15 protein-coding genes are annotated in these 16,000 nt (G+C 50.4%); 12 read left to right on the top strand and 3 right to left on the bottom strand.

Annotated elements, in window-relative coordinates; genetic code table 11:
• The first annotated feature begins 74 nt into the window (after positions 1-74).
• The 8 genes from HY272_08955 (at position 75) to HY272_08920 (ending at position 9,432) form a co-directional block, all read left to right on the top strand.
• Positions 75-1,400, top strand: coding sequence for an aminodeoxychorismate synthase component I (locus HY272_08955; protein ID MBI3772811.1), 1,326 nt, complete (start codon positions 75-77; stop codon positions 1,398-1,400).
• Positions 1,384-2,220, top strand: a complete 837-nt coding sequence (gene pabC / locus HY272_08950) for an aminodeoxychorismate lyase (GenBank protein ID MBI3772810.1) — start codon at positions 1,384-1,386, stop codon at positions 2,218-2,220. The genes HY272_08955 and pabC overlap by 17 nt, the downstream gene beginning before the upstream one ends.
• Positions 2,211-3,227 (top strand): endolytic transglycosylase MltG, encoded by a 1,017-nt coding sequence (gene mltG / locus HY272_08945; protein MBI3772809.1) that lies wholly within the window; start codon positions 2,211-2,213, stop codon positions 3,225-3,227. The genes pabC and mltG overlap by 10 nt, the downstream gene beginning before the upstream one ends.
• A gap of 217 nt (positions 3,228-3,444) precedes the next feature.
• Positions 3,445-4,077, top strand: a complete 633-nt coding sequence (locus HY272_08940) for a dTMP kinase (GenBank protein ID MBI3772808.1) — start codon at positions 3,445-3,447, stop codon at positions 4,075-4,077.
• Positions 4,074-5,072 carry a DNA polymerase III subunit delta' gene (locus HY272_08935; GenBank protein MBI3772807.1) on the top strand — a complete coding sequence of 333 codons (999 nt, stop codon included), beginning with the start codon at positions 4,074-4,076 and terminating at the stop codon, positions 5,070-5,072. The genes HY272_08940 and HY272_08935 overlap by 4 nt, the downstream gene beginning before the upstream one ends.
• On the top strand, positions 5,072-5,446 hold the full coding sequence (locus HY272_08930; protein MBI3772806.1) for a PilZ domain-containing protein: 375 nt from the start codon (positions 5,072-5,074) through the stop codon (positions 5,444-5,446). Before HY272_08935 ends, HY272_08930 begins: the two co-directional genes overlap by 1 nt.
• A 29-nt stretch (positions 5,447-5,475) precedes the next feature.
• The gene (locus HY272_08925) at positions 5,476-6,264 is read left to right on the top strand and encodes a TatD family hydrolase (GenBank protein MBI3772805.1); all 789 of its coding nucleotides are present in this window, start codon (positions 5,476-5,478) and stop codon (positions 6,262-6,264) included.
• 141 nt (positions 6,265-6,405) lie between these two features.
• A complete protein-coding gene (locus tag HY272_08920; GenBank protein ID MBI3772804.1) occupies positions 6,406-9,432 on the top strand; it encodes an EAL domain-containing protein in 3,027 nt (1,008 codons plus the stop codon).
• Here HY272_08920 and HY272_08915 read toward each other — a convergent pair.
• Positions 9,429-10,577, bottom strand: a complete 1,149-nt coding sequence (locus tag HY272_08915; GenBank protein MBI3772803.1) for an aminotransferase class V-fold PLP-dependent enzyme — start codon at positions 10,575-10,577, stop codon at positions 9,429-9,431. The two genes, HY272_08920 and HY272_08915, sit on opposite strands and share 4 nt — an antisense overlap.
• Before the next feature lie 151 nt (positions 10,578-10,728).
• Here HY272_08915 and rmuC point away from each other — a divergent pair, with 151 nt between their 5' ends.
• The 4 genes from rmuC (at position 10,729) to mscL (ending at position 14,712) form a co-directional block, all read left to right on the top strand.
• Entirely contained in the window at positions 10,729-12,117 is a 1,389-nt protein-coding gene (gene rmuC / locus HY272_08910; GenBank protein ID MBI3772802.1) for a DNA recombination protein RmuC, read from the top strand.
• Positions 12,117-12,365, top strand: a complete 249-nt coding sequence (locus HY272_08905; protein MBI3772801.1) for a GIY-YIG nuclease family protein — start codon at positions 12,117-12,119, stop codon at positions 12,363-12,365. The genes rmuC and HY272_08905 overlap by 1 nt, the downstream gene beginning before the upstream one ends.
• Before the next feature lie 14 nt (positions 12,366-12,379).
• Complete coding sequence (locus tag HY272_08900; GenBank protein ID MBI3772800.1) at positions 12,380-14,170, top strand: N-acetylglutaminylglutamine amidotransferase; 1,791 nt, start codon at positions 12,380-12,382, stop codon at positions 14,168-14,170.
• A gap of 128 nt (positions 14,171-14,298) precedes the next feature.
• A complete protein-coding gene (mscL, locus tag HY272_08895) occupies positions 14,299-14,712 on the top strand; it encodes a large-conductance mechanosensitive channel protein MscL (GenBank protein MBI3772799.1) in 414 nt (137 codons plus the stop codon).
• Positions 14,713-14,856: 144 nt separating this feature from the next.
• Here the strand turns inward: mscL and HY272_08890 are convergent, their stop codons facing one another.
• Entirely contained in the window at positions 14,857-15,354 is a 498-nt protein-coding gene (locus HY272_08890) for a hypothetical protein (protein ID MBI3772798.1), read from the bottom strand.
• Between the two features lie 11 nt (positions 15,355-15,365).
• Entirely contained in the window at positions 15,366-15,992 is a 627-nt protein-coding gene (locus tag HY272_08885; protein MBI3772797.1) for a glutathione S-transferase family protein, read from the bottom strand.
• Positions 15,993-16,000 lie beyond the last annotated feature (8 nt).

Below are 16,000 nucleotides of genomic sequence, written 5' to 3'. Positions count from 1 at the left end.
CCCGCTTTTCGGCGGACAAGGATGTCTGCCACTCATCGGGAGCAGCTGTTGTGACCGCAAGCCAACCCAACATTGTGCGGTTAAATTCCTCCTTGGATCTCTTGCGCCTGGTGGCGCTCAATTCGGCGCGATACCCTTTTTTACTCGAAAGCGCTGTGCATGGCACTGCGCAATCACGTTATGACATTCTGTTTGCCTTTCCTGGCAAAACAATCATTGCCGATCAAGCATCTGATTTCCTGGAAACATTGGATGCCGAGTGGCAGCCAGGAAAAGCATCTGACCCGCCATCGGCATTGCCTTTTAATGGGGGATGGTTTTTGTACCTGGGCTATGAGCTAGTCACTCAGATTGAACACAAACTTAAATTTGAACCCTACGATTCTTCGTTGCCGACCGCCTTTGCAACACGTATTCCGGCGGCCGTGATTCGGGATCATCAGCAGTCATGTCTTTATCTTGTTACCGAATCTGGACAAGAGCAGCTACTTGCAGAATTACGCAAGGACATTAGTTCAATTACCGCGCATGAATCATTAACAGCATCACTACCAAAAATTACTGCCGTGCAGAGTGGGGCGGGTACCAATTTTACGGACGGTGTCGAACGTATCAAACGTTATATCCGTGATGGCGATGTATTTCAGGTCAACCTCTCTCGCAGCTGGGATGTGGATTTGGCCACTGGAACTTCGCCAATAAATTTGTATGCCTCTTTACGGCAGCACAATCCAGCTCCTTTTGCCGCGCTGGTGTTGCAGGGTGACAATGCGATCATCAGCTCTTCGCCGGAACGGCTGGTGCAAGTGACAGGGGATCGGATCGATACCCGTCCCATCGCCGGTACCCGGCCGCGCGGCAAGAACAAAGAAGACGATTTGGCCTATTCTCGAACCTTGCTGGCACATCCGAAAGAACGCGCCGAGCATGTGATGTTGATTGATCTCGAACGCAACGATCTGGGGCGCATCTGTCAGCCGGGCAGCATCCATGTTGATGAACTGATGGTGTTGGAATCCTATGCCCATGTGCATCACATCGTCTCGAATGTGACGGGGCGCTTGCGGCCCAAGGTGACGCCGGGCCAGGTGATTCGGGCCGTCTTTCCCGGCGGCACGATTACCGGCTGTCCCAAGGTGAGGTGCATGGAAATCATCCATGACCTGGAGGCCTCTCCACGTGGTCCTTATACCGGCTCAGTGGGCTATTTTGGCCATGATGGCAATATGGATCTGAATATCTTGATTCGCACCATGCATATGGAACATGATCGGATACGCTTCCGCACGGGAGCGGGCATCGTCGCCGACTCGGTCGCCGACAGTGAGTTACAGGAGACGCAGGCCAAGGCCAAAGGCTTGCTGCGCGCATTGGGAATCAACGATGCAATTTCTGGTTAACGGTAAGCCGCAAGACGTCCTCGTGCTGACGGATCGCGCCATCCATTATGGGGATGGCGTGTTTGAAACCGTCGCTTTACGTAATGGTCAACTGGAATTGTGGCCGGAGCATATGGCGCGGTTACAAACCAGTTGCCAGCGACTTGGATTTTCTGCACCGCAGCCGTTACGCTTGTTACATGAGGCACAGCAGGTGAGCCATGGTCTGTCGCAAGCGGTGATCAAAATCATTGTCACACGCGGTGAAGGCGGACGCGGTTACCGGCCACCGGCGACGCCAAGCCCCAATCGGATTGTTGCAGTTTATCCTTGGTCCGATTACCCGCCACACCACGGGCAGGCGGGCGTTAACCTCCGGATCTGCCAAACCCGGTTGGGACTCAATCCGACGCTGGCGGGTATTAAACACCTGAATCGTCTGGAACAGGTACTCGCGCGTGCCGAATGGGAGAATCCCGAAATCGCCGAGGGACTGATGCTGGATATTGGCGGCCATGTTGTCGAAGGCACCCAATCCAATCTATTCTTTGTCGAGGCCGGGGTGTTGCATACCCCGGATTTGTCAAACTGTGGTGTGGCTGGCATCATGCGAGGTGTGATTCTGGAATTAGCCGCCAATTCATCGATCCCGACACACGTCGGGCATTATTCCGTTGACCGCCTCAACTCGGCAGATGAGGTGTTCATCAGCAATTCCATCATTGGCCTGTGGCCGGTGGTGCGTATCGAACAGCAATCATATCGCCCAGGGCCAATCTTTCACAGTTTGAATGACGCGCTTGATCATCGGCGTCAACGGCAAGCGATCCCATGTCTCTGAAAGAATCTCTGTTCAAAATTCTTGGTGTAGTAATCCTTGTCGGCAGCTTGATCGCAGGCTGGATCGGCATAGATTTGCAAAGTTTTAAGTCCCAATCGTTACGTGTGGCGCAACCGGACATGATTTATACCGTCGAACCTGGCGCCGGTCTGCGTAAAATCGCCGAAGATCTCACCCGGATGGGTGTCATCGACCATCCCAATTATTTTGTGTTTTGGGGCCGCTGGCTGGATTACGCCGGCCGGATGCAAACCGGTGAATATGCGCTTGAACCTACGCTAACCCCTGTGCAGCTGATGGAGCGGATGGTGAAGGGCGAAGTCGTACAACATTCCTTGACCGTGGTTGAAGGATGGACCTTCCGTCAGTTATTGCAAGCAGTGTTGAACCAGAAAGGCATTAAGCCCACATTGTCTGGGCTGAGTCCGGCGGAGGTGATGGCCCATCTGGGGAAAGCCGGTGAGCATCCGGAAGGCCGTTTTTTCCCTGATACTTATTTGTTCCCCGGCAATACCACCGATGTTGATTTTCTCAAGCGCGCCATGAAGCTGATGGATGAGCGGCTGGCAAAAGAATGGGGATCACGCGATCCAGGCGTGCCCTACAAATCGCCGTATGAAGCACTGATTATGGCCTCAATCGTGGAACGTGAAACCGGGGTTGGCCATGAGCGTCCGGATATCGCCGGTGTTTTTGTCCGACGTCTAAAGCAGGGTATGCGCTTGCAGACAGATCCCACGGTCATTTATGGCATGGGGGATTTGTTCGACGGGAACTTGCGACGCCAGGATTTACTGACGGATACGCCTTATAATACCTATACCCGCGCCGGATTGCCGCCGACGCCGATTGCGATCCCCAGCGGCGATGCCATTCATGCGGCCTTACATCCCGCCACAAGTACCAGTTTGTATTTTGTGGCCAAAGGCGATGGCAGCCATTATTTTTCCAGTAGCTTGCAGGAACATAATGCGGCGGTACAGCGGTTTGTGTTGAATAAAAAGTGATTAAGATCCAACGCGGAGACGCAAAGGCGCGGAGAAATGCAAAAACTATTATTAACTTGTCCTACCCCTTGCAGGGGGAGGGGTTTGAGGACGAGGTATTTAGTTACCAGGTTAAGTAAAGAAAACTATTTGAATTTTTAACAGGTTTTTCCTCCGCGTCTTTGCGTCTCCGCGTTGGGTTTTTTTAAATGTTTTATCGAAACTAAAGGCCGAAGTTATGTCGCGCAATGCAGGATTTATCACCGTAGAAGGTATCGAAGGGGTAGGTAAGAGCACCAACCTCGAATTTATCCGTAACTTTTTACTCAGTCGTGGTAAAGAAGTGGTGATGACGCGCGAGCCAGGCGGCACGCCGCTGGCCGAAGAGATTCGTGCCTTGTTGCTTGATCACATGCATGACAACATGGCACGTGATACCGAATTGATGCTGATGTTTGCCGCGCGGGCGCAACACATTGCTGAGGTCATTAAACCTGCCTTGAGCAAAGGCAAATGGGTGGTTTGTGATCGCTTTACCGATGCCACCTATGCCTATCAGGGTGGCGGCCGCGGTATTGATCCGAAACGGATTGCGCAGCTTGAAGACTGGGTGCAAGGAAAGTTGCGCCCCGATCTCACAATTTTGCTCGATACCACGCCCGAAATCGGTCTCCAACGCGCCGCCTCAAGGCGTCAAACTGCGGATCGTTTTGAGCGCGAGCAACAAGGGTTTTTCACCCGCGTGCGTCAGTGTTATCTCGACCGCGCGCAAGCGGAACCTAACCGCTTCCGTGTAATTGATGCCAGCGCATCGCTGGATCAAGTCAAACGCAACATCGAAACCGTGCTCACGGAATTTGTTGGCGCATGATAGGGCCTTACCCATGGCAGGATCAGCAATGGCGAGTGTTGCATGAATCCCGTCAGCAGAATCGCTTGCCGCATGGATTGCTGTTTACCGGACCTCGTGGATTGGGCAAGAATCATTTCGCCCAAACCTTTGCCACAGCGTTGTTGTGTGAACTGCCATCAACCGCAGGTCTTGCCTGTGGTGCCTGTCGCAGTTGTCAATTGATTGCTGCGGGCACCCATCCGGATTTGGTACACATTGAACCGGTAGAAGACAAGAAAATCATCGGCGTCGATCAGATCCGCGAGCTGGTGCAGTTCATGACCCTCAAATCACAATATGCCCACCATAAGGTGATTATCATCGATCCGGCGGATGCCATGAACGTCAACGCCGCCAACAGCCTGCTCAAAACCCTGGAAGAACCCAGCGCCGATTCCGTGCTGATACTGGTGACCAGCCGCCCGGCACAGTTACCGGCTACCATCCGCAGCCGTTGCCAGGCGCTTCACTTTGGATGCGCCACACCTGAACAGGCCGAATCCTGGATGCAGCAACACCCAGCCATGCGTGCCAATCCCAAGCTCTGGCTGGCACTCGCCGATGGCGCCCCGTTGCGGGCATTGGTACTGGCCGAACAGGGGGGGGATGACCAACGCAAACAGTGGTTGGCTGACCTGACTCAGCTCGCAACACGCAAGGCAGACCCCATTGCCACGGCCGCCAAGTGGCTTAACATGGATCCGAAAAACAGCTTATACTGGCTTCATCGATGGTTGACTGATGTGGTGCGATTTAAGGCCGTTGCCGAGCCGCCGCATGTCGCCAACCCGGATGTCGTTAAACAATTGAGTGAATTGGCCGACCCATTAACTGTGGCCCAGATATATCGGCTGCTGGATCGGGTAAGAGCGGGGTTGCGGCAACTGGAAGCCAATAATAACCCCCAGTTGGTGCTTGAAGACATTTTGATTCAATGGCTTGATAGTTTTGCAACCCAGTCAAAGGTGGCTTGATGACGGATCAACAAAGCGCGGCGGCTGCAACCAACACGCGACAAGGGATTTTGTCTTTGACCATCAAGGACAAAGGCGCCTTGTATGCGGCCTATATGCCCTTCGTTAAAAATGGCGGTCTGTTTGTTCCTACCAATAAGGAATACAAACTGGGCGAGGAAGTATTCATGCTTCTGCGTTTGATGGAAGAAACTGAAAAGCTCCCGATCGTTGGCAAAGTGATCTGGGTCACGCCCACCGGTGCCGAGGGTAATCGCGTTGCTGGCATTGGCGTTCAATTCGCTGACGATCAAGACGGACAAAATGCCCGCAAAAAAATTGAAAGCACGCTTGGCGGGGCGTTGAAGTCTGACCGTCCGACCCACACGATGTAACGCTTCAAAATCTGGAAGTTAGTTTTCCCATGAATCAAAATTTGGTGGATTCCCATTGTCATTTGGACATGCTCGATTTGAGCGCGCTCGCGCTCGATAGCATTGAACAAGTTATCAAAACTGCTGGCGACAATAGCGTTAGTCATATGTTATGCGTGGCAGTCAATCTTGAAGACTGGCCGGGAATGATGGCGATCGTCGAACGATTTCCGAATGTGTATGCCTCGGTCGGTGTGCATCCCAATGAACGGGAAGGTAAGGATCCCACAGTTGCGGAATTGGTTGAACTGGCGCGCCATCCCAAAGTGGTCGCCATCGGTGAGACGGGGCTTGATTACTATTATCATAAAGACGATACCGAATGGCAACGCGAACGTTTTCGCCGCCATATTGCCGCCGCTAGACAATGCAAGAAACCAATTATTGTTCACAGCCGCGATGCCAAAGAAGATGTAATACGCGTTCTACAGCAAGAAAATGCCGCCGAAGTCGGTGGTGTGATGCACTGTTTCGTCGATGACTGGACTACTGCTGAACAAGCCATCAACATGAATTTTTATATTTCCTTTTCGGGAATTGTCACCTTCCGTACTGCACTCGCACTAAAAGAAGTGGCCAAACAAACCCCATTGGAGTGGATGCTGGTCGAAACCGATTCACCCTACCTGGCACCGGTGCCGCACCGCGGCAAGACCAATCAACCGGCCTATACCCGCAACGTTGCAGAACACATCGCTGAACTACGCGGCCTTCCCCTCGAAAACATCTCCTTTGCGACAACGGCTAATTTTTTTAAGCTGTTCAAAGTACAACAATAAAAGATTTTAAGGTGCTTATGGCATCGCCAATTAAACCATATATTTTTTATGGGTGAAACGCTTATCAGTAGCGGCTAATATGGCATTTAAAGCACATCAAACCCTCAATCAGATGCGGTTGTGTCGCTGTTGAGAGATTAAATGCTGGCCAAATCCACATCAAGACGACCGGCACTAGAGCCTGTTATTTTTCTCGGCTTTATTATCGCGTTTGAATTTTTCATAAAAGTTAAAGGGTATTCCCCCGCCGCGTTGACTGATCTTGCCTGGACAGTCACGGCCCTCGCTACCGGGTTGCGTTGCTGGTACACCGCGAGTCAGCTAACGGAACCCCAGCGCCAAGCATGGCGCTATCTGGGCATGGCCTGCCTTGCATGGTTTGGCGGCATGTTGGTTTGGGATTATCAAGAGCTGGTTCTCGGTGTTGCCACACCATTTCCTTCGCTGTCAGACATTGGATTTCTTGGATTTGCTGTACTGTTTATCCCCGGGCTCATGAAGATGATCCCGGATCTAAAACACTGGTCCATCACCTTGGTCCAGCTGAGTCTCATCGGGATCATGGTTTGTTGCATAGCGATTGCTCATATCATCATATTTTCAAGTCTTCTCACGGCGCAACAACACCCATCCCCTTATCTTGTCGTGGCGCTCGCTTATCCAGTGATCTATATGAGCGTCTTATTATTTGGAATCACCAATCAGTGGCGGATTGTTCAGCAACGGCGAGCGTATTTATTACTATTGATTGGCTTTTCAATTCACGCCATCACCAATTCTTTTTATGCCTACAGCCTCTTGGGCAATACCTATCAGGTTGGCAACGCCATAGATGCGCTCTGGTTAATCGGCTTCTTTTTTATTTATGAAGCCGCTCGCCAAAGTATTCCCTCAGCCAGTCAGCAGCTGGTTTCGAAGACTAACCATAATGGCCAGCCAACATGTGAAATGATGATAGCGCCTGCGGGGGCTCTGTTAATTGCATTGATCGCCTACCAATTTCAGAATCAACTCAAGACCGAAACTTTCGAATACGGGTTGCCATTTGCATTATTTCTTGTCGGATTTATCGCGATCCGTGAAAGAGCCATGCTAAAAATCGAGCAAAGTGCACGAAAGGTAGTGACTGAAAATCAATCTAAATTATCGACGCTTGTCGAGACTATCCCTTATGGTGTTCAGGAGAATGATCTGAATGGACGCATCACCTTCAGCAACCGAGTTCACCATGAAATACTCGGATATCCCGAAGGAGATCTTATTGGCAGATATATTTGGGATATGCAACCTGATGAATCTGAAAAGACACGACTGCGTGACTATCTGAAATATATTATCGAAGTTAAGCCTATACCCACCCCATATATCACTACCAGTCGGCGGGCCGACAATGGCGCTATTGTTTCTGTCAAAGTGGATTGGGCATATAAATATGATTCGAGCAATCGTCTGACTGGCTTTATCTCTGTTATTAGTGATATCACCTCTCAGCAACAAAACCAAGAAAAGCTGAGGCAAGCGGCTGCGGTATTTGAGAATACCGATGAAGCCGTGATGATCACCAATGCTGAAGGTGAGATAACCTCTGTGAATAGGGCTTTTAGCGCCATTACTGGTTATGCGGAAGAGGAGGTAATCGGAAAAAATCCCCGATTATTGCGCTCACATCGCCATGATGAAAATTTTTATAACAAGATGTGGGAAGAGATCAAGAGACTTGGCATCTGGCGTGGCGAGATTTGGAACCGGCGTAAGAATGGTGAAGTATTTCCGGTCTGGCAGACGGTCAGCGCAATTCATGATAATGGGTCTGTTACCCATTATGTCTCTGTGTTTTCGGATATCTCGGCCATAAAGGATTCCGAGGAAAAGCTCAATTTCCTTGCCTATCATGATCCCCTTACTGAATTACCCAACCGCTTGCTCATGCAAGACCGGCTCAAGCAAGCGATAGAACGTGCGGATAGGGAAAAGCAACAAATCGCGGTTATGTTAATCGACCTGGATCACTTTAAAAATGTTAACGATAGTCTCGGTCATCTCAAAGGTGACGAGTTATTGCAGACTGTGGCCGCACGTCTCAAGGAACAAGTTCGCAAGGAAGATACCGTGGCCCGACTGGGGGGGGATGAGTTTGTTGTGATTCTGGAAGACGTTCATGGGGCCGAGGATGCAGCCAGATTGGCGACAAAATTCAAGCAGATATTTGAGGGGCCGACACTGATTGGCAACCATCAGCTACATGTCACTCTTAGTATAGGGATAGCACTTTACCCTAAGGATGGCGCTGATGTGTCCAGGCTGATAAAGCATGCTGATACCGCCCTTTATCGAAGCAAGGTCACTGGCCGCAATAATTTTCATTTTTATACTGAGGACCTTACCGCCGCGGCCTTGAAACGGTTAACACTTGAATCTGAACTACGGCAAGCGATCATCAACCATGAATTTATCCTTCACTATCAGCCATTGATAAATCTATCCACCAGGCACATAACGGGGGTTGAGGCGCTAATACGTTGGCAACACCCGCAGCGAGGAACCCTGTTGCCAGAAGAATTCCTGTCAGTCGCCGAAGAAACACGGCTGATAAATACCATGGGCGAGCGGGCTTTACATGAGGCCTGCCGCCAATTTCAGCAGTGGCTTGGACAAGGCTATTCGTTGCAGCGGCTTGCAGTCAACATTGCACATGCTCAATTGCATCAAGATAACTTGGTTGATATTTTAAAAAATAGCTTGAGTAATTCAGGATTACCCGCTCACTACCTGGAACTCGAAATTAGTGAAAACTTCATGATGGAGCAGGGCGATAAAACACCTGCCCGCCTCGAATCCTTGAAAGCGCTTGGCGTATCCTTGGCGATTGATGATTTTGGTACCGGCCGCTCATCGCTCAGCTATCTTAAACGCCTGCCGCTCGACCGTCTGAAAATCGACCGCTCATTTATCAGCGATATTCCCGGAGATACGCATGATGAAGTAATCTGTAGATCTATCATAGGTCTTGCACACAACCTTGGTCTTTCAGTAATTGCAGAAGGTGTTGAAACGTCTGAGCAGGAGAAATTTATTATCGCCCTGGGATGCACAGAGGTCCAGGGCTTTTTCTATAGTAAACCTGTGATTGCAAGTGAGCTTGAGTGCCAGCTGCAGATACGGCACTAGCTAGACGGGGTGTTGGCTAAATAATCGTCCACTGCATTCAACGCTTTTTCAAGGTGTGATCGCGGTGTGTAGAAGTGCGGCGAGAAGCGTATGCCGCCGCCGCGTGGGATGCAGATAATGTTTTGGCTGATCAGGTATTGGTGTAAAGCACTGACCTCAGCATGTCGCGGCCGGAAGGTGATGATGCCTGCATAGCGGCCAGGGGTTGGATCGGTAAGCAGTTCCAGGTGTGGATTCGCCTGAATCCGCTCGATAAGATAGGCGCTATTGTCCAAAACGGCCTTTTGAATATGATCCATCCCCACCTGCAACAATAACGCGGTGGCCGCTTCCAGGGCATGAATCCCGAGGCGATTCGGGCTGCCGGGTTCAAAGCGGCGTGCGCTGTCTGTGACCTGGCAAGATTTAACATCATAATTGCCCAGCGGATCGACCATGTGCCAGCCGTATTGATACAGCTGTAATTGAGCTCTTAATTCAGGGCGGCAGTAAAAAATGCCCAGGCCTTCTGGACCCAATAACCATTTTTGGCTATCCGCAGCGACAAAATCGGCATTGATCGCCATCACATCCAGTGGCAGGGCCCCCAGGCTTTGAATGACATCGATGCAAAAATAAATGCCACGTTCGCGGCAATGCTGGCCCAAGCGTTCCAGATCCATTCGCAAGCCAGTGGCATATTGCACGGAGCTGATGGTGAGCAGCCGCGTGCGGTTATCCATGGCGGCAAAGAGTGCGTCTTCCGGCGTTGCTGAAGACGATAATCGCACTTGTCGTAGCTCCACCCCAAAGCGTTGCAGGGATTCCCAAACGATACGATTCGCCGGAAATTCTTCGTCACTGGTAACAATATTGTCGCCACTTTGCCAGTGCAGTCCGTAGGCTACGAGTGACAAAGCCTCAGAGGTATTTTTGACCAGGGCGATATCGTCGGCCGAACCGGCATTGATCAGGCGAGCGAGCTGTTGTTTCAGGTTGCGCTCGGTTTTTACCCAGGTGGGGTAGTGTTGGGATCCGACGGTGGCGAGTTCATCGGCCAGGCGTTCGACGGCGTCGGCAACACTCCGCGGCCAGGGTGCCACGGCCGCATGGTTTAGATAGATGAGGTGGTCGAGATGTTCGAATTCGTGCTCAATGGACGCCATGCATGGTCCTTAGATTATGGGTATAATTAATCTTACAAATGCAACATATCTCATTGATGCGAAAACAAAAATAATGACATCAATCCCCGCTCTCCTGATCATTCCAAATTTATGTTTTAATTGCAACAACTAAGGAGTTAACGAAAGCCCCATGTCCATCAGCTCATTGATCCTGTTTTGCCTCGGCGCCGCTGCGGGGGGGCTAGTTGCCTCACTCTGGTGGCGTAGCCGCAGCCATCAACAGAATGCCCGTTTGGCCGAAGAAAGGGGCGCCACCGATGCCCGTAGTGCTTCCCAACGTCAGGAGTTGGAGCGCTTGCGCCAGGAACATCAAAGTCTCAAAGAGACCTTGGACCAGGCCCAGCAACAGGTCAACCAGTCCCATGCCAGCATCGCCCGCCTGGAAACCCAGCTGCAGGAAGAACGGCGTCACGGCGAGGAAAAACTGCGGCTGCTCAACGACGCCAAGGTGCAGCTCAGCCTGGAATTTCAAAACCTCGCCAATAAAATTCTGGAAGAGAAGTCGCAGAAATTCACCGAACAGAACAAAACCAATATTGAGCAAGTCCTCAATCCTTTGCGGGAACAATTAGGCGACTTTCGGCGCAAGGTCGAAGACGTCTACGAAAAAGAATCCAAGGATCGCATGTCGCTGTTCCATGAGATTGGCAGTCTCAAGGCGCTTAACCAGCGCATCAGCGAAGATGCCATCAATCTTACCAATGCCCTCAAAGGCGGCACTAAAACTCAAGGTAACTGGGGCGAAGTGATTCTGGAACGGGTATTGGAAGAATCCGGCCTGCGTAACGGTCATGAATACGAAACCCAAGGCAGTTTTACCACCGAAGAGGGTCAGCGCTTCCGGCCGGATGTCATTGTGCATCTGCCGGATAAAAAGGACATCGTCATCGACTCCAAGGTTTCGCTCACTGCCTATGAGCGCTATTGCAGCAGCGATAACGAAGTGGAGCGTCAATCGGCGTTAAAAGAACACATTACCTCCATGCGCAATCATATTCGTGGCCTGAGTGGTAAACGCTATGAAGACCTGCCTGGTCTGAAGTCCCTGGATTTCATCTTCATGTTTATGCCCATCGAGGCCGCATTTATTGTCGCTGTTGAAACCGACCGCGAACTCTTTCGTGAAGCCTTCGACCAGAATATCATCATCGTCAGTCCCAGCACCTTGCTCGCCAGCTTGAAAACGGTACACAACATCTGGCGCTATGAACGGCAAAACCTAAATGCCCTGGAAATCGCCGACCGTGCCGGTGCGCTGTACGATCAATTTGTCGCCTTTGAAGAATCATTGGCGGACATCGGCGACAAACTCGGCAAGGCGCAAACCGCCTATGAAACCACACACAAGCGCCTGATCAGCGGCAAAGGCAACCTCGTCAATCGCGCTGAACAGCTCAAGAAGCTCGGCGCCAAGACCAAAAAATCGCTGAACGCCAAGCGCATCGCCGATGCCGCAGCATCAGACGAAAGCCTGTTGGAACTTGATAGCAATATTGAATCCATGGAAACGGAAGACTAATGGACTGGCACGTCTACATCCTGCGCTGCGCTGACGATACGCTTTATACCGGCATCGCCACTGATGTCAGCGCCCGATTACAGAAACACAACACTGGCAAGGGTGCCAAATACACACGCGCCCGATTGCCGGTGGCGTTGGTTTATAAAGAGCACATCGGCGATCATGGTGCCGCCTTGCAGCGTGAATGTGCAATCAAGCGGTTGCGGGCCGATGAAAAACGGCGTTTGATCGCCACTAATCAATAATAGGATCAAGCCAGATGTGCGGTATTGCCGGTGAATTGAGATTCGACGGAGCGACGCCCGACCTGGCGGTCATCGAGCGCATGAAGGTACAACTTGCACGTCGTGGTCCGGATGGCGAGGGCAGTTACTGCGATGGACCGGTAGTTCTTGGGCACCGCCGCTTATCTATCATTGACCTTTCCAACCGCGCCCATCAACCGATGGTTGATGAGATGCTAGGTCTGGCGTTGGTATTCAATGGCACTATTTATAACTATCCGGAGCTGCGCTCCAAGCTGCAATCGCTGGGCCATCACTTTATTAGCACTGGGGATACAGAAGTTATCCTGCGTGCGTATGCTGAATGGGGTGAACAGTGTGTTGAAAAGCTGCATGGCATGTTTGCCTTTGCACTTTGGGATCGCCGCAAGCAATGTTTATTTTGTGCTCGTGACCGTCTCGGCATTAAACCATTTTATTTTTCGCACACCGGAAAACATTTTCGCTTTGCCTCCAACAGCCAGGCCTTGCTCGCGGCGGGTGACGTAGATACTTCTATTGACCCTGTGGCGTTACATCATCAGTTTGCGCTACATGCGGTGGTACCCGCACCGCGCACCATTCTAAACGGTGTTCGCAAGCTGGCGCCGGGAACGACGCTTACCATTGATGTGAAGGGGAACAAGACAACACGGCAATATTGGCATCTGCGCGCGCAGCGTCCAGCTCAACCAAAAACAGAACTCGAATGGCAGGAGGCAATTCATGATGCTTTGGCCAAAGCAGTCAAGAAACGTCTCACCATTTCGGATGTTCCTGTTGGTGTATTACTTTCAGGTGGGTTGGATTCGAGCTTGCTGGTGGCGTTGCTGGCAGAGCAGGGCATGAAAGACCTGATTACTTTCTCGATTGGTTTTGAAGATCAGCCGGAAGAGAAGGGCAGCGAGTTTGAACACTCCGATGCCGTGGCTCAACACTTTAATACCCAACATCATCAATATCGCATTGCCAATGACGAGGTGCTGCGTCGCTTACCGGAAGCCATTATTAACATGGCGGAACCGATGGTCGGCCAGGATGCAGTTGCCTTTTATCTGCTTGCGGAATGCGTTTCAAAATCGGTGAAGGTGGTATTGAGCGGCCAAGGCGCGGATGAGGTGTTTGGCGGTTATTTTTGGTATAACCCTATGGCGGCAGACACTCAAGGCACTGCCGTGGATCGTTTCCGACGCCATTATTTCGATCGTGATCATGATGAATTTCTGGAAACGGTCACTGCTGCTTATCATGGTGCGGATTACACCGCGCAAACCGTCACTGCGCGCCTTGCCGAAGCTGAGGGCGATACTTTTATCGACCAAGTATTGCGTATGGACGTTACCATGCTCATTACCGATGATCCGGTTAAACGCGTTGACAACATGACCATGGCTTGGGGTCTGGAGGCGCGTGTACCGTTCCTGGATCATGAATTGGTGGAACTGGCCGCGCAAATGCCGCCGGAACTCAAACTTGCCTCCGGCGGTAAACACATCCTCAAAAAAATTGCCCGTGGCCGTTTACCGGATAGCGTCATCGATCGCCCCAAGGGCTACTTTCCCATGCCAGCGCTGAAATATGTGCGTGGCGATTTTCTCGAATTGATGCGTTCAACACTTGACTCACGCGCCTGCCGCGAACGCGGCCTGTTTAACCGTGTGTATATCGAAAAATTGCTTGCCGCCCCGGAACGATATCTCACCCGCATCCAGGGCAACAAACTCTGGCATCTGGCGTTGCTGGAACTATGGTTACAACAGAATGTGGATGGCATCCGATACAAATAATGGGGTGTATTTGCTACGATTTTATTTAATAATATTTAGGGAGCCTCTGATTGCAATGCCACAGATGCTGCTTTAGTGAGCTAATCAGAGGTTCCTTAGATTATTCACAAAGGAAAACAATCATGAGCATGATTAATGAATTCAAAGCATTCGCCATGCGTGGGAATGTTGTTGATATGGCTGTCGGTATCATCATCGGTGGTGCATTTGGTAAGATTGTCAGTTCGTTGGTCAGTGATGTCATCATGCCACCGATTGGCGTACTTCTGGGAAATGTCGACTTTTCCAATCTGGTGATCACCCTTAAAGAAAAAACCATGGAGACGGATGCAGTCACCATTAAATATGGCGCGTTTATCAACAATATCTTGGATTTCGTAATCGTGGTGTTCGCAATTTTTATGGTCATCAAGCAAATGAACCGCCTAAAAAATAAAGAAGAGGCAGTACCTGCCGCCCCGACTACAAAAGAATGCCCGAAATGTTATTCGGCAATCCCGGTCAGGGCGACACGGTGCCCCCATTGCACTTCTGATGTCTAGAAAAGCGTTTATTTCTTTAGAGCCTATCTCAAAATTTAATTTATGAGTAATTGGGCTGCATTGACGACTATGGCAATTGATTATTTCCCGATTCGATGCAGGCTATTAATCGGTTTAAAGCCGATATTTTAATGTTGATAATTGTCATGCAGTTTTTATTTGTCTGGTAATCATAGGTGACTTTTCCATTAGCCAGGAAATTGTCAGTCCTTCGGCAAACGCCATAATTCCTTGCAGTAGAAGTTCATAGGCGATGAGATAAAGCGGCTCGTGATATTGATTAAAAGGCGTGAAAAATTCGAAATAGGTGTATTGAAAAATAAATATGCCAGCGGCCAGAGATAGCCCTTTACCAAACCATGTGTTACCTGGGAAAAGTGCAGAGAAACGCTTGTAGACCAATACATGGAGAAGAGAGAACAGAGAAAACCCAACAATCATTGGCCATGAGGGCATTTGTGCTAGCCTTGGCAGGGGTTCCCATAACGTCCAGACATTGATAAGTTTCTGGCTTTGGCCGAATTCAGGCGTAAGAATAATACGCGTGGTTAACGGATTCATCCATACCATGGCCATGACTGACTGCATCACGATACTTGCCGCAATGGTAGGGAGTAGAATCATAGTGATTTTACATTTCATCGTCGACTCCTTCATTTTTGATTTTTCGGGACCGTGTTGTGCCAGACGGGCATTTGATCTATTGTCTGATACCAGTTTTGGATATTCGAATAAGATTCCCATGGCAATTTCGCCAGCGTGGCATAACAAAACGATGCAGCGAGCGTAAAATCGGCAATTGTTAAATTATCGCCTACCATATAACGGCGCCCTTGAAGGTGGCGATCCAGCATCGGCGTATAAATTTGGAACTGTTGAGTGGCATATTCAACATGAGCAGGATCAGGAGACTGGCCAAAATAATTCGGTTTAAGAAAATTTTCCCGGAACAATGAATTGGCATTGCCTTGCAGGTTCGCCTGTTCCCAGAATTGCCAGCGGGTGATGTCAGCGCGGAGTTTGGCATCGTTAGGAAACAAGTCCGTTTCCGGTTGCACACAACAAAGATATTGCATGATGGCATTGGACTCCCATAGCACGAAGTCGCCATCGACAAGGGTGGGGGTATAGCCATTGGGATTGAGCGACCGATATGCAGGGGTATCAGTATCGCCGGTTCTGATATCCAGCACCTGAGTTTGGTATTTCAAGCCGAGTTGGGATGCTACCGCCTGAACCTTGCGGCAGTTAGGCGCACCCGGAATCAGATAAATTTTCATTGCGGAAT

It is taken from the genome of Gammaproteobacteria bacterium (assembly GCA_016200485.1).
GTDB lineage: Bacteria > Pseudomonadota > Gammaproteobacteria > Tenderiales > Tenderiaceae > JACQEP01.
This window is presented reverse-complemented; position numbering and strand designations above follow the sequence as displayed.